The sequence below is a fragment of the Lelliottia nimipressuralis genome (assembly GCF_004115925.1).
Classification (GTDB): Bacteria; Pseudomonadota; Gammaproteobacteria; order Enterobacterales; family Enterobacteriaceae; genus Enterobacter; species Enterobacter nimipressuralis.
Map to the genome: position 1 here is coordinate 190,377 of NZ_SDDX01000009.1, position 13,432 is coordinate 203,808.

Consider the following 13,432-nt stretch of genomic DNA (forward strand, 5'->3'; position numbering starts at 1 on the left):
CCCGGCTATTGTGCGTAGATGAGCGTTAACTGACCGCCAAGACGGCGGTTTTTTATTGGGCGCAGTCTGTCTCTTCGCGCAAGCGTGACGCTGTCACATTTCGTCAGGTCACAATACGGCTCTAACCACTCATCATGGGTGTCGTGCGTCAGGACATATCCCGCGAGCCTTTTGAGCGCACTACGGTTTTGCTGGGTGATATCCACCTGATTAGCTTTCGCAAAGCTTGCGATCATCACCAGCGGCTGAAGGGCATAGTGATGATAGGCCACGGCGCGCGGGCCGCGTTTTTGCTCGTTGGGTAACATGCCGTTCGCGTTAATCTGGCTCGCCGCGATGCGATACTCTTTTAACGACCAGTCGAAGAGATCCCGGCGATCGAGCGCGACCGACGCCGCCATCACTGACCATGCGGCCCAGTAGCTGTGATTATTGGTTTTAGAAAGGGGCAGACCGTCCCAGTCCTCTCTCACCTGATCGGCAAGTAACGACAACCAACGCGTCGTCGCACCATCGTCTTTTGCCGGTGCGTTCAGTTCAATCCAGCTGGTGGCGAGTGTCGCCAGCGCCCATTTACGCATCGACCGCCCGGTGTGGTTGGTTTGCGTCGAGGTTAACGCCCTGGCGTTTGCCCAGCTCGTAAAGCCATTCAGAACACACTCCCGCGTTTTCTCATCGCCGCTCTGTTTATAGCGCCAGACCATTTCGGCGATCCCGCGTTCAAAATCGGTTATGGCCTTTGTCTGGGTGCGAAAGTCGCTTTCCGCCTGCGGGTTTAGCGTCGCGCGAGCGCTGTCCGACCCGTCATATTTACTGCGAAAAACAAGATTGCCGGTGTACGGCGCGGGGAGAGGAACACATTTACCTTGCAGTCTGTGCGGCTGGGCTTTGACAAAACCGGGGGGCGGCACGAGCGGCGCCGAAAAACAGACATGGGCAGGAGCAGCAGAATAAGTGTCAGACGCATCAAATGACTGTACGCCAGGATTGCACTTTTGGCATCGTGCGTTATCTCTTTTAAGATAGGTCCTTATTTTTTACAGAAAGAGAGACGGGAATGGCTAATCTGCCGTGGCGGATACGGGTGCGTATGTGGGCATTGATGAAACGTGCCGCTATGGTGCTGGGAATTGTGGTGATCGTGCTGCTGGCAGTGCGGGTCTATAAGACCGAAACCGGCCCGGCGCTGCATCCCTGGCATACCTGGACGGCGCACGAGATGTCTGTGCAGGAGGTTGATCGCGCCAGTTTCAATGATTATCTGACGCGCGAAACGGCGATTTTCCACGATCTGCAAACAGAGGTGACGGACAAACTGGATAAAGCGGATCAGACGCCGCTGAACCGCTATTATCGTCACAGCCCTATGTGGCCGGGGCAGTTTCCCGATGACGGCAATCGTTCATTTGTGCTGATGCCGGAAGGTAAACCGCAAGGCGCCGTCGTGCTGTTGCACGGGCTGACGGATTCGCCCTATAGCGTACGCAGTATCGCCGTTGATTATCAACAGCGCGGGTTTGTGGCCGTTGCGCCACGACTTCCAGGACACGGTACGGCACCGGGTGCGCTAACCAATGTCGACTGGGAAGCGTGGCTGGCCGTGGCGCGTATGGCGGTTCGCGAAGCCACGCAGCTGGCGGGCAGCGATGTGCCTCTGCATCTGGTGGGCTATTCCAACGGCGGGGCGCTGGCGATGAAATATGCCCTCGACGCCAATGACGATCCCCGTCTTCGCAAACCGCAACAGCTGATCCTTCTGTCTCCGATGATCCGCGTCCACGCGTTTGCGCGTTTTGCCGGTCTGGCGGGGTTACCCGCGCTGTTACCTTCGTTTGCCAAAGCGGCGTGGCTCAGCGTTCTGCCCGAATATAATCCGTTTAAATACAACTCCTTTCCGGTGAATGCCGCGCGCCAGTCCTGGCAGTTAACGCAGGCTTTGCAAAAGCAGCTTAACAATCAGGCGCGCCAGAATAAACTGGCCTCGTTCCCGCCGGTGCTGGCATTCCAGTCGGTGATGGACTCCACCGTCAGCACGCGCGGGGTGGTCGATTCGCTGTTTAATCTGCTGCCGGAGAACGGAAGCGAGCTGGTTATATTCGATATCAACCAGGCGAGCACGCTGCGCCCGCTGTTCAGGCCGGGTTCGTATGTGGCGTTGAATGGACTGCTGCCGACTGCGCCGCGCCGCTTCGCGATCACGGTGGTGACCAATGCCTCGGCGCAGACGTTAAACACTGAAGCCCGCACCACAGCGCCAGGGGCGGTGAATGATACCGTTCAACCGCTTACGACGCCGTATCCGCGCGATCTCTACTCTTTATCGCATGTGGCGATTCCGTTCCCGCCAACAGACGATCTGTACGGCAGCGAGCCTGTGAATCCGCACCATTACGGTATCAACCTGGGAAATATCGCCCTGCGCGGTGAAACCTCGGTGCTGGTGGTAGGGATGGATTCGCTGATGCGTGTGACCTCAAATCCGTTTTATAGCTACATGCTGAAGCGGATTAATCAGCGAATTATCCCCGCAAAGGGATAAACGGGAAATATCCCCTGGCGGGGATAAAAGAGGGCGAAGTGACAATTACTACATTTGGGCTGGTTATGTTTGCACTAAAAAATCTGAAAATGATTTGTTGAGGCAATATTATTAGTCGGCGGCTATAAATTATGATAAACAATCGCTTAAAGGCGAAATTATCATGGCGAGACTGACTTACCGTGCTGACTACACTCATTTATCGAAGCCAGTTAAATTCATCCTGTGAACCATTCGAGCTCATTTCACTGGTCGAAAAAGCAAAACAGCGTAATGCCGGGCTAAACATTACCGGCATTCTGCTGTTTAACGGCGCGGAGTTTCTGCAAATCCTTGAGGGGAAAGAAGAGAACGTCGTTACGCTTTTCCAGAAAATCCGGGCTGACAAACGGCATAACGGCGTCGTGGAACTGATGCGCGACTACGGGCCACGCCGCCGCTTCGAAAACGTTGGCATGCTGCTGTTCGACCTGCAGGTAGATACGCCAAAATCCGTGCTGCAATCGGTGCTGCGCTACAGCAAACTCGAAAGCTACCTCACTTCTGAAGATCGGGTATTTAAATTCATTCAGCGTTTTATCACGCATAAAAAGCAGCCTGGTGCGAACGATGCATTTCGCCCCGAAAGCTGGAAACTGGAATCAGAACTGGCACCTTTTGGACGAGGCGTCGAAGGGTTAATGACGAACCAGATATGCCAGTTTGCTTTCCAGCCGATTGTTGAGCCTTCCGAGGGGAAAATCACCTCCCTGGAGGCGCTGATTCGCGGCAATGACGGGGGAAGTCCGGAGCGATTCTTTAACGCCATTCATCCTGACAAACTCTATGAAATCGATCTTCAGACCAAAGCCTATGTCTTTGCGCTGGCAGAAAAAATCGGTATTGGCAGTCATAAGATCGCCATCAATCTGCTGCCTGGCTCGCTAATCAATGTGCCCGATGCGGTGAGTTTCCTGTTGGAAAATATCGCGAAACACCACCTTTTGCCTGAGCAAGTGGTGGTGGAAGTGACGGAAAACGAGATGATTTCCGGCTTTAAACAGTTCAATAGCGCCATCAAACAACTGCGGGCAGCGGGGATCGGTCTGGCTATCGACGATTTCGGCTCGGGATATGCCGGGCTGTCGCTGCTCACCAAATTCCAGCCGGATAAGATCAAAATTGATCGGGAAATTGTCAGCGATATTCACCTCAGCGGCCCGAAGCAGGCGATCGTGAAATCGATTGTCAGCTGCTGTACCGATCTGGAAATTACGCTGGTGGCAGAAGGTATCGAGAAGATGGAAGAGTGGTGCTGGCTGGAATCGGCCGGGATCAGACGTTTCCAGGGCTTCCTGTTTTCCCGTCCGCAGCTCAACGGTGTCGGGGATATTCACTGGCCACTGATGACGCATTAACGCGTGATGAAAATTTTCTCTCCGCATATATAAACGCCTGGTTGTAAGCAGGGGACTGGCGCTTATCGGTTCAGGAAAAAAGTGACAAAGACAAAACCTTACACACCAGGTAAGGGGATATCCATCGTTATGGTCTATTATCGGTGCGTCTTCTTTTTACAGGTGTGTTATGCGCAATCTTCTTCTTATGACCACATGGTTTATTCCCGCGCTGGCCATGGCAGCCAGCGATATTCCGCCGATTGTAAAGCAGTTTGGTGAGCAGCAGGGCATTCAGAATATCAAAGAAATTGATGCTCCCGGCGGAGTAAAAAGCTGGATCGGGCAGTATCAGGACATGGGCGTCACGCTGTTTATGACGCCTGACGGGAAGCATATTATCTCTGGTTATCTTTATGATGATAAAGGGAAAAACATCAGCGAAGCCTATTTCCAGAAAGAGATTTACATCCCGTTAGGCCGTCAGATGTGGGATACGCTCAATAAAACGCAGCCGTTGAAAGAGGGCGCACAGACTGCTCCCCGGAAGGTGTATGTTTTTGCCGATCCGTTCTGCCCGTACTGCAAAAAATTCTGGGCCGAAGCCCAGCCGTGGGTAAAAGCCGGGAAAGTGCAGTTAAATACGCTGCTGGTGGCGTTTTTGAATCCGAAAAGTGGCCCAAATGCGACAGCCATTCTGAATGCAGCCGATCCGGTTGCGGCGTGGAAAGAGTATGAACTCTCCGGCGGTAAAATTCTGCCGGAGCTGAAAGGCACCTCATCGCGGGAGACCTTTAATTTGCTCCAGCAGCACCAGAAATTGATGGATGAGTTGGGCGCAAACGCTACGCCCGCAATCTATTACATGAATGACCGAAACGAGTTGCAGCAGGTGGTCGGGATGCCCGATCAGAAGCAATTACTGGAAATGTTCGGTCCAAAACCCGACTAGCCGGGGTTCACGAACCCCAGCGAGTTTTGATGTAGCTGACCGCTTCCTGCGCCTGCGGCTGGTTGAGATAGTCCTCTCTGAACAGAATCGTACCGTCGATGTGCGGTACCGATTCGTTCAAATCGAGCTGTTTTTTCAGCTCTGGCACACCGCCATTAACGGTCCAGTCTGGCTCATTTTTAGATCGTTCACCCACTTTATACAGCGCGACACCAATATAAAGGCGCGTGTTGGTCGGCTTAACGACGTCTGCCCACCATTTTGCCAGCACATCATAACGCGCGGCTTTGCGTGAGAAGGGCCAGTAAACCTGAGGGGCTATATAATCCAGGAGACCTTGCTTCACCCAAAGACGGGTATCGGCAAAGGCTTCGTCATAGGCTGCTGCACCGGACGTTTCGGATCCTAACGGATCGTGGGAGCGATTACGCCAGACGCCCGCAGGGCTGACGCCAAATTCGACGCCGGGATTCAGCTGCTTGATCGAGCGCGAAACTTGTTCAATGAGCTGCTGGGTATTGTGTCGGCGCCAGTCGGCTTTGGACGCAAACCCGGCGCCATATTTCTGGAACGTCTGATAGTCATTGAGGGTCGAGCCTGGCGTTTCGGTGTAGAAATAGTCATCGAACTGCACACCATCGACCGGATAACGTGAAACGACTTCGGCCACAATACTGGTGATCCAGTCGCGGGCTTCAGGAATACCCGGGTCGAGCACGTAGCGATCGCTGGCGGTGCGGATCCAGTCGCGATGCAAAACAAACACGCTGGCCGGATTGAGCGAAATCGTGCGATTCAGTTCCGCGACTGTGCTCGGTTTAGTATTGGTCGTGACCCGGTAAGGGTTAAACCAGGCGTGAACTTTCATACCGCGCTTGTGCGCCTCGTCGAGCATAAACATCAACGGGTCGTAGCCTGGATCTTGTCCGACGTGTCCGGTGAGCGTGTCAGACCAGGGTAAAATCTTTGACGGCCACAGCGCCGTGCCATCCGGTTTGACCTGGAAAAATACCGTGTTAATACCGAGGCTTTTAAGTTTATCGAGCTTATCGGTCAGCGCTTTTTGCTGCACGCTGTTGCGGGTAGCCGGGTTGCTGATATTCACGGAGGAGACCGGCGGCCAGTCGAGACGAGACACGGTCGCCAGCCAAATGCCGCGCATCGGGCCATTGTCACGTGATTTATCAGGCAGTGGATGTTTGGTCACCGGCGGAAGCGGGGTGACTAAGGAAACCGGCGGTTTGGATGAGCAGCTGGCAAGCAGCAGCGCGAGAAGAATAAGTGCGCCAGAACGTTTAACGTGTAAGGGCATCTGATGTTAACTCTTTTTCAGTCGGCTGTTAGCCCAAGGGTCATCATGAAGCGGGTCAGATTCTTCAGGTGCCGCATCGTCCAGCGAGTCCAGATACAGGGCTTCAACTTCAGCACGCGCCCAGGGAGTACGACGCAAAAACTTCAGACTCGATTTAACGCTAGGATCGCTTTTAAAACAGTTAATGTTGATCAGTTTGCCCAACTGAACCCAACCGTAACGGGCAACCAGTGCGTTGACTTGCATTTCAAGCGTTACGCCATGCAAAGGATCTTTGGAAATATGAGCTGCCATAGTGAAGTCCGGTTTCTGCTGTGAGTCGTCAAGGAGTGCAAGGGAAGGGTACAAGAAAGTCCGGTTATCGGCAAACAATCCAGGGGCTTTTCGCATTGGCGAAGCCGACGATTATGTTCGTTATCGCGTCTCGCGTTAAGACGCAATGACCTGTTATTTGTATCACACTGTATCAACGTCTCTGATACATACACAGGCTTGCAATAAAGGCCCATTCGCACATATCCGTTATACAAACCGATGTTGTTATATCCCCGTGAATCATACTCAATCGGAGATAACAACATGTTCAGCAAACTCGCATACTCAACTCTGGCGTTAACCGTTTCTCTTGGTACCGTCATATCCTGTCAGGCCGAAGCAACCGGTACTGATTTCGCGACGGCTTTTGATCATCCTCAGCAGATTAACGCCGGCGACCTTAACGTCGGTTATGTCGACATCGGGCCGAAAAATGGTCAACCGATCATTTTATTACACGGCTGGCCCTACGATATTCATAGTTATGCGCAAGTCGCTCCCGCGCTTGCAGCCAAAGGCTATCGGGTGATTGTGCCGTCTCTACGTGGCTACGGAACTACTCGTTTCCTCTCAGATAAAACGCCGCGTAACGGCCAGCCTTCGGCCATGGCGAAAGACGTTGTGAACCTGATGGATGCCCTGAACATCAAGCAGGCCGTTTTTGCAGGATACGACTGGGGTGCCCGTACGGCGGACATCGTCGCGGCGCTGTGGCCAGAACGCGTTAAATCGCTGGTCTCCGTCAGTGGATACCTGATCAGTAGCCAGCAGATTGGCAAACAACCCTTACCGCCGAAAGCAGAAGTACAATGGTGGTATCAGTTCTATTTCGCTACTGAACGTGGCGCTGAGGGCTATGCCAAAAACACCCATGACTTCGCCCGTTTGATCTGGTCTCAGGCATCACCTGACTGGAAATTTAGCGATGCAACGTTTGACGCCAGTGCAAAATCCCTTGATAACCCGGACCATGTCGCGGTGACGCTCAGTAACTATCGCTGGCGTTTAGGGCTGGAAAAAGGGGAGCGCAAATACGACAGCTATGAGCAAAAACTGGCAACGCTTCCGAATATTACCGTCCCGACGATCACCATCGAAGGCGGAAACAACGGGGCGCCGCATCCTGCTCCACAGGCCTACGCCGGGAAATTCACCGGTAAATATGAACACCGTACCTTTGGCAAAACCGTAGGTCACAATCCACCGCAGGAAGATCCGCAGGATTTCGTTAACGCAGTTGTTGACGCTGATAAACTCTGAAACGTGCTATTTTCAATACGTTACCCTTCAGTCTGGAGATTACTGTGGAGCATATTGATCATATCCTTGTCGTCGATGACGACAGGGATATTCGTGAGCTGATTGTCGATTACCTCGTTAAGTCCGGATATCGCGCCTCTGGCGCGGCAAATGGCAAAGAGATGCGAGTTGTGCTTGATAAACAGCATATCGATCTTGTGGTGCTGGATGTCATGATGCCCGGCGATGACGGATTAACGTTGTGTCGTCAGCTCCGAAGCGGTAAACATAAAGACTTGCCCATTCTGATGCTCACGGCGCGTAATGAGGAAACAGACCGGATCCTGGGGCTAGAGATGGGCGCAGACGATTACGTCGTGAAGCCTTTTGTTGCACGCGAGTTACTCGCGCGGATAAAAGCCATTTTACGACGTTTCCGCACAATGCCCCCCAATTTACAGGTGACAGAGGCCGGGCGACTGGTCACGTTCGGTGAATGGCAGCTGGACACCGTGGCCCGTCATTTAATCGACAGTGAAGGGATGGTGGTGGCGCTCAGTGGGGCGGAATATCGTTTGCTGCGCGTGTTCCTCGATCACCCTCAGCGCGTCCTGACCCGGGATCAACTGCTCAATCTGACCCAAGGGCGCGATGCCGAGCTGTTTGAACGATCGATTGATCTGCTGGTGAGCCGGGTTCGTCAGCGTCTGAATGAAGATGCCCGCACGCCGGCCTATATAAAGACCGTGCGCAGTGAAGGCTATGTTTTTACAATGCCGGTGACCATAAAAGAGGCCAATGAATGACGCTTTGGCCACGCTCGTTGCTGTCCCGGCTGTTGGTCATTGTGCTGGCTGGACTCTTACTGGCCAATACCCTCAGCCTGACGCTGGTGATGGTTGAACGCATGCACAGCGCCCGCACCGTAATGCTGGGTAATCTGGAAAACGATGTTGCCACCAGCGTGGCCATTCTTGACAGGCTTCCAGCTCAGGAGCGGGAAGCCTGGCTGCCGCGGCTTGAGCGCGGTAACTATCGCTATATTCTTGGGCCAGGAGAACCGGGCGCACCGCCTGAGGATAAGCGTTCACGCGATGCCATTCGAACGCTAAAAAAGACCCTTGCGGCTGATCATCCGCTCACGTTTACCGCCGTTCCCGGTCCCATTTCCCATATTCAGGCGCATCTCACCTTACGCGATGGCGCACCGTTAACCATCGATCTGACACCACGCATGCCACCAGTCGCCAGCTGGTTACCTGTCGTGCTGGTATTGCAGCTGCTGCTGCTTGCGGCCTGCGCCTTGATCGCCGTTCGTCAGGTGATTCGACCTTTTTTACAGTTTACCCGTGCGGTTGAAGCGCTTGACCCGGCGGCAAACACACCAATGAAGGAGAAGGGGCCGGTAGAAGTGCAAAGAGCCGCGCATGCCTTTAACGCGATGCAGGCGCGTATTCAATCCTATCTCCGCGAACGCGCGCAGATCCTGGCATCTATTTCTCACGATCTGCAGACGCCCATCACGCGCATGAAATTGCGCGTCGAGATGTCCGATCAACCTGAGTTACGCGACAAGTTATTGAACGACCTCGATAACATGACCCGTCTGGTGCGGGAGGGGATTGCCTATGCCCGGTCATCAGAATCCCTGAAGGAAACCTCGCTAAAGCTGGAGCTCAATGCCTGGGTAAACAGCGTTGCCTGTGATTATCAGGACATTGGCAAAAACGTGCAGTTTCAGGCAAACGACACCCGCCTGCCGATAGTGACTCGGCCGCAGGCACTTCGCCGGGTGATGACCAACCTCCTGGATAACGCGCTTAAGTTTGGTGGCTATGCCGTTATTGAGATTGATGATTCTTCTGCCGGATACATTGCTATCCATATTCTGGATGGCGGGCCGGGGATACCCGATGCTGAACTCGACGCGGTATTACAGCCTTTTTATCGGGTAGAAACATCGCGTAACCGTGATACCGGCGGAACCGGCCTGGGGCTGGCGATTGCCGCACAGCTGACCGCGCAGCTTGACGGGAAACTGCGGCTGGCAAACCGGCCTGAAGGCGGGCTGAAGGTCACGGTAACACTACCGCTTCGCTAATTGTACGGTTTTGTATCCGGTTGCGTTAGCGATACGAGAGCAGACAAATCGCCCCTTTTTGCACACATCCCAAACACATCCTTACGATGAAATACCCTCACTGCAGCGTCGCAGGCCATCTGTAATGTGAGGTTTTTATGTTTTTGATAATCGCTTTTCTGGGCGGGATGATAAGCCTGCTCAGTCCATGTACGCTCCCGGTGATTCCTCTTCTGTTTGCCGGTTTTCAGGGGCAGAGAAGACATATCCTGGCTCTGCTGGCAGGGATGATCGTGATGTTTACCGTGGTGGCGATGGTTGTCACTGTTGCCAGCGAATGGATTGCTGATGCCACGATAGTAGGGCGCTGGCTGGCACTCATTATTCTGGGTACGGCCGCGCTGGCCTTAATTTTCCCATCATTCGCCCAGCGTATAGCCGGGCCTGCGGTCAACGCGGGCAATATCCTCAACACCCGCAGCGGACAAACGCGTGGAATGTTTTCCGCTTTCTTGGCCGGACTTGCCGTCGGTCTGCTCTGGTCTCCCTGTGCTGGACCGATCCTCGGGGCTATTTTCAGTATCAATATTGCGGGTCATTCGGCCATCACCACCGGCGCGCTGTTGGCGGCGTATGGCAGCGGATGTGCGCTTATGCTGAGCCTGCTGATGGCCGGTGGTCGAAAATTGATGGCACCGCTGCGGGCCAAATCAGCGCTGATGGAGAGATTGCGCAAGGGGGCGGGTGTGGTGATGTTAGCGGCTGTTGCGTTCAACGCCACGGGGATGAACTCGGTGCTGAAAGGTGCAAATGGAGTGGCAGACCGTCTTGAAACGACGCTGCTGACCCTGGCGAAGCCCGCCACTTCCCCAGTAAAACTGCGGCCGGTTGTAATGACCGAACCCATGAGTCAGTTGCCTTCGTTAAGTGGAGGAACCGGGTGGATTAATGATGACCCTGTCACTTCTAAGTCATTGCGGGGTAAAGTAGTACTGATTGATTTCTGGACCTGGGACTGTATCAACTGCCAGCATACGCTCCCGCATGTCCGCGACTGGGCCACGCGATATCAGTCTCAAGGTCTGGTGGTAATCGGCGTGCATACGCCTGAATATCCGTGGGAAAAACCGCTCTCATCGGTGAAAAACGCGGTGAAGAAATGGGAACTGCCGTATCGGGTCGTGACGGATGATAACTACCAGATCTGGAACGCCTTCGGAAACCAGTACTGGCCGGCACATTACTATTTCGATGCCAAAGGGCAGTTACGTTATACCTCTTTTGGCGAAGGTAACTATGAACAGCAGGAAAACGTTATCCAGCAACTGCTTAAAGAGGCCCGGTCATAACGTTGCTCAGGGCTGACGTTGAGCAATGACGCGTCAGCCAGAGGAATTCTGGCGAGCAATTCAGCGGCGGGGCCGAATACGTTCGGCTCCGCGTCGCAGGTGAAGGGAAGGGTTCCAGTCGGCCATCTTTGCATCTCCGTTGTGCATGCTTAACACCCGCAGACACCTGCACTGCGGCAGGTATCTGTCCTACGGCATTTACAGAATGCCTTTCAGGGCAACATGATAAAGCAGCATGATGGTTTTCCCGTCGACAATCCTGCCCGTCTCAATGCCGCGCAGTGCCTCTTCCAGCGTCATTTCCAGTACGTCGATATCTTCACCCTCCGCTTTGAGTCCACCGCCTTCACTGGTTTTGTCTTTCAGCTGGTATTCGGCGAGATAAAAATAGAGTTTTTCAGTGACGGAGCCTGGGCTCATGTAAGCTTCAAAAATTTTCTCAACGCGGGAAACGCTATAGCCGGTCTCTTCCTCCGCTTCTGCTTTAATCCGGCTTTCCGGATCCATGTTATCGAGCAAGCCCGCAGCAGCTTCTATAAGGTCATCTTCGTGCCCGTTAACAAAGACAGGGAAGCGGAACTGGCGGGTCAGGATCACTGTCTTTTTATCCCGGTTATAAAGCAGGATGGTGGCTCCGTTTCCCCGGTCGTAAACTTCGCGATTTTGCCGCTGCCATTCACCATCGCGTCGCTGCAGATCAAAGGTATATTTTTTCAGGATGTACCAGTTATCTGACAGTGTTTCACTTTCTATAATGCGTACATCTGCACGTTTTGATTGCACGTTTGTTCCTCCTTACGTAGAGTAATTATCATAAACAGCATTATCGTGCAGTTTCAAGTCTAATCGTGCAATATCAGGAATTCCTTATGCTCACAACACAGCGAAAACAATTGATCCTTGAAAAGCTCGAGGCTGAAGGTCAGGTCCAGTCGAAAGCGCTCAGCACGCTCTTCGCGGTGTCTGAAGACACTATTCGGCGTGATTTACGCGAGCTGGCGGCAGAAGGGCGTTTACAGCGAGTTCACGGTGGAGCGCTGCCGTCATCCTCGGCCATTGCTCCGTTTGCTGAGCGTAAGTCGGTAAAGATGGATGCCAAGAAAAATGTCGCCCGTAGAGGTGCCCAGCTGATTTCTGACGGCCAGGTGGTGATCATTGACGGGGGCACGACCACTTCAGAGCTGATTACATTTTTACCTCCTGATCTGAAGATAACCGTGGTCACGCACAGCCCAGGCATTGCGCTGGGACTTGTCGAACATCCCTCCATTGAGGTTATCCTGATCGGTGGTCGTCTGTATAAACACTCTATTGTTACGGTCGGCGCGGCTGCTATCGAAGGCATCGAAAAAATCCATGCGGACCTGTTCTTTATGGGAGTGACCGGCATCCATCCTGATGCGGGCCTGACGACCGGTGATTTTGAAGAGGCGAGCATCAAACGTGCATTTTCCGGCAGAGCCGCCGAAACGGTTGTGCTGGCTTCCCCCGAAAAAATCAATACCGCGTCATCTTTTGTGATTGGCGATCTTTCGCTGGTGAACACTATTGTCGTTGAAGACGATACCGATAGAGCCTGGATTAACGCGGTAAAAGAAAAGGGGATTTCCGTGGTGATGACCTCTGAACGGGAAGATGCCTAAGAAAAGCCTTTATGGTTCGGCCTGTCGATACGCCGACAGGCCAGCAGGCAACATCAAACCTGTGGGATATCCTCAAGCGCAGTGTAAATCTTAAGCCCCAGCGTTTGCGCCACCTCAATGTCCATATCGGCACCTTTGGACGCGCCGGCAATCCGGTAGATAGCATCACATTTTGCAATGAGTCGGTGCGCGACGGGATACAACATGGCTTCACTGATTTCATCATCCATCGATTTCGAGCCAGCCATTTTTGCCAACGGTAAGGCCAGCCATTCGCCAATAACCGGAACGTGGCCACGTTGATAGACGGCCAACGCCGCGTTTTCAAGGCGGGCAAGGTTTTCATCAATGCGCGCCTGCACGCCATCGGTGCCGCTACGATAGGGGCCGGCGATTAAAATCAACTGTTGTGTCATATCAACCTCAGTAAGTAAGAGTGCATGAGTTTGCACGTTTGTGCGTATTTTGTTTCGAGGCTTATGTTAATCGTCAGTTGCGTGCAGTTTCAAGCGATATCGTGCATCAGGGGAGAGTTAAGACAGTTGCAGAAGAGTAGAGTTGGTCTGGTAATGCGTTTGTTTTATTAGATCCGGAATTTAACATAATATACATTATGCGCACCAAGGT

At 53.2% G+C, this 13,432-nt stretch carries 13 protein-coding genes and 1 pseudogene; 8 read left to right on the forward strand and 6 right to left on the reverse strand.

Annotated features, from left to right (window positions below; translation table 11 throughout):
- Positions 1-5: 5 nt before the first annotated feature.
- Positions 6-911 carry a mannuronate-specific alginate lyase gene (locus tag ETG88_RS09570; RefSeq protein ID WP_252152564.1) on the reverse strand — a complete coding sequence of 302 codons (906 nt, stop codon included), beginning with the start codon at positions 909-911 and terminating at the stop codon, positions 6-8.
- Positions 912-1,057: 146 nt separating this feature from the next.
- On the opposite strand from ETG88_RS09570, the gene ETG88_RS09575 reads away from it, so the two are divergent.
- From ETG88_RS09575 to dsbG, 3 genes are all read left to right on the forward strand, one after another.
- The gene (locus ETG88_RS09575) at positions 1,058-2,539 is read left to right on the forward strand and encodes an alpha/beta hydrolase (RefSeq protein ID WP_129035289.1); all 1,482 of its coding nucleotides are present in this window, start codon (positions 1,058-1,060) and stop codon (positions 2,537-2,539) included.
- Between the two features lie 182 nt (positions 2,540-2,721).
- Positions 2,722-3,936, forward strand: a complete 1,215-nt coding sequence (locus tag ETG88_RS09580) for a diguanylate phosphodiesterase (RefSeq protein ID WP_102103739.1) — start codon at positions 2,722-2,724, stop codon at positions 3,934-3,936.
- Between the two features lie 169 nt (positions 3,937-4,105).
- Positions 4,106-4,867: a thiol:disulfide interchange protein DsbG gene (gene dsbG / locus ETG88_RS09585; protein ID WP_129035290.1), complete on the forward strand. Its 762-nt coding sequence runs from the start codon at positions 4,106-4,108 to the stop codon at positions 4,865-4,867.
- Positions 4,868-4,874: 7 nt separating this feature from the next.
- Here dsbG and ETG88_RS09590 read toward each other — a convergent pair whose 3' ends face one another.
- Positions 4,875-6,179 (reverse strand): glycoside hydrolase family 10-like protein, encoded by a 1,305-nt coding sequence (locus tag ETG88_RS09590; RefSeq protein ID WP_129035291.1) that lies wholly within the window; start codon positions 6,177-6,179, stop codon positions 4,875-4,877.
- A 6-nt stretch (positions 6,180-6,185) separates the two neighbouring features.
- Complete coding sequence (locus ETG88_RS09595; RefSeq protein ID WP_107703553.1) at positions 6,186-6,473, reverse strand: VF530 family protein; 288 nt, start codon at positions 6,471-6,473, stop codon at positions 6,186-6,188.
- Positions 6,474-6,758: 285 nt separating this feature from the next.
- On the opposite strand from ETG88_RS09595, the gene ETG88_RS09600 reads away from it, so the two are divergent.
- The 4 genes from ETG88_RS09600 to ETG88_RS09615 all read left to right on the forward strand — a co-directional run bounded on the left by ETG88_RS09600 (position 6,759) and on the right by ETG88_RS09615 (position 11,162).
- Complete coding sequence (locus ETG88_RS09600) at positions 6,759-7,754, forward strand: alpha/beta fold hydrolase (protein ID WP_100780140.1); 996 nt, start codon at positions 6,759-6,761, stop codon at positions 7,752-7,754.
- A gap of 44 nt (positions 7,755-7,798) precedes the next feature.
- Entirely contained in the window at positions 7,799-8,539 is a 741-nt protein-coding gene (locus ETG88_RS09605) for a response regulator (protein WP_025204193.1), read from the forward strand.
- On the forward strand, positions 8,536-9,834 hold the full coding sequence (locus ETG88_RS09610; protein WP_129035292.1) for an ATP-binding protein: 1,299 nt from the start codon (positions 8,536-8,538) through the stop codon (positions 9,832-9,834). The genes ETG88_RS09605 and ETG88_RS09610 overlap by 4 nt, the downstream gene beginning before the upstream one ends.
- A gap of 137 nt (positions 9,835-9,971) precedes the next feature.
- Positions 9,972-11,162 carry a cytochrome c biogenesis protein/redoxin gene (locus ETG88_RS09615; RefSeq protein ID WP_129035293.1) on the forward strand — a complete coding sequence of 397 codons (1,191 nt, stop codon included), beginning with the start codon at positions 9,972-9,974 and terminating at the stop codon, positions 11,160-11,162.
- A gap of 44 nt (positions 11,163-11,206) precedes the next feature.
- Here the strand turns inward: ETG88_RS09615 and ETG88_RS22640 are convergent.
- Both ETG88_RS22640 and ETG88_RS09625 read right to left on the reverse strand, forming a co-directional pair.
- Positions 11,207-11,288: pseudogene (locus tag ETG88_RS22640) on the reverse strand (trans-aconitate 2-methyltransferase); the annotation flags it as partial.
- Positions 11,289-11,360: 72 nt separating this feature from the next.
- Positions 11,361-11,945, reverse strand: coding sequence for an NUDIX hydrolase (locus ETG88_RS09625; protein ID WP_129035294.1), 585 nt, complete (start codon positions 11,943-11,945; stop codon positions 11,361-11,363).
- An 86-nt stretch (positions 11,946-12,031) separates the two neighbouring features.
- Here ETG88_RS09625 and ETG88_RS09630 point away from each other — a divergent pair, with 86 nt between their 5' ends.
- On the forward strand, positions 12,032-12,805 hold the full coding sequence (locus ETG88_RS09630; RefSeq protein ID WP_129035295.1) for a DeoR/GlpR family DNA-binding transcription regulator: 774 nt from the start codon (positions 12,032-12,034) through the stop codon (positions 12,803-12,805).
- Positions 12,806-12,858: 53 nt separating this feature from the next.
- Here ETG88_RS09630 and ETG88_RS09635 read toward each other — a convergent pair whose 3' ends face one another.
- Positions 12,859-13,221, reverse strand: a complete 363-nt coding sequence (locus tag ETG88_RS09635) for a TIR domain-containing protein (RefSeq protein ID WP_129035296.1) — start codon at positions 13,219-13,221, stop codon at positions 12,859-12,861.
- Positions 13,222-13,432: the final 211 nt, after the last annotated feature.

Bases quoted from the DNA above. Each gene is read 5' to 3' on its own strand.
- ETG88_RS09575 (WP_129035289.1), top strand. From the start codon at position 1,058: ATGGCTAATCTGCCGTGGCGGATACGGGTGCGTATGTGGGCATTGATG.
- dsbG (WP_129035290.1), top strand. From the start codon at position 4,106: ATGCGCAATCTTCTTCTTATGACCACATGGTTTATTCCCGCGCTGGCC.
- ETG88_RS09590 (WP_129035291.1), bottom strand. From the start codon at position 6,179: ATGCCCTTACACGTTAAACGTTCTGGCGCACTTATTCTTCTCGCGCTG.
- ETG88_RS09595 (WP_107703553.1), bottom strand. From the start codon at position 6,473: ATGGCAGCTCATATTTCCAAAGATCCTTTGCATGGCGTAACGCTTGAA.
- ETG88_RS09600 (WP_100780140.1), top strand. From the start codon at position 6,759: ATGTTCAGCAAACTCGCATACTCAACTCTGGCGTTAACCGTTTCTCTT.
- ETG88_RS09610 (WP_129035292.1), top strand. From the start codon at position 8,536: ATGACGCTTTGGCCACGCTCGTTGCTGTCCCGGCTGTTGGTCATTGTG.
- ETG88_RS09615 (WP_129035293.1), top strand. From the start codon at position 9,972: ATGTTTTTGATAATCGCTTTTCTGGGCGGGATGATAAGCCTGCTCAGT.
- ETG88_RS09630 (WP_129035295.1), top strand. From the start codon at position 12,032: ATGCTCACAACACAGCGAAAACAATTGATCCTTGAAAAGCTCGAGGCT.
- ETG88_RS09635 (WP_129035296.1), bottom strand. From the start codon at position 13,221: ATGACACAACAGTTGATTTTAATCGCCGGCCCCTATCGTAGCGGCACC.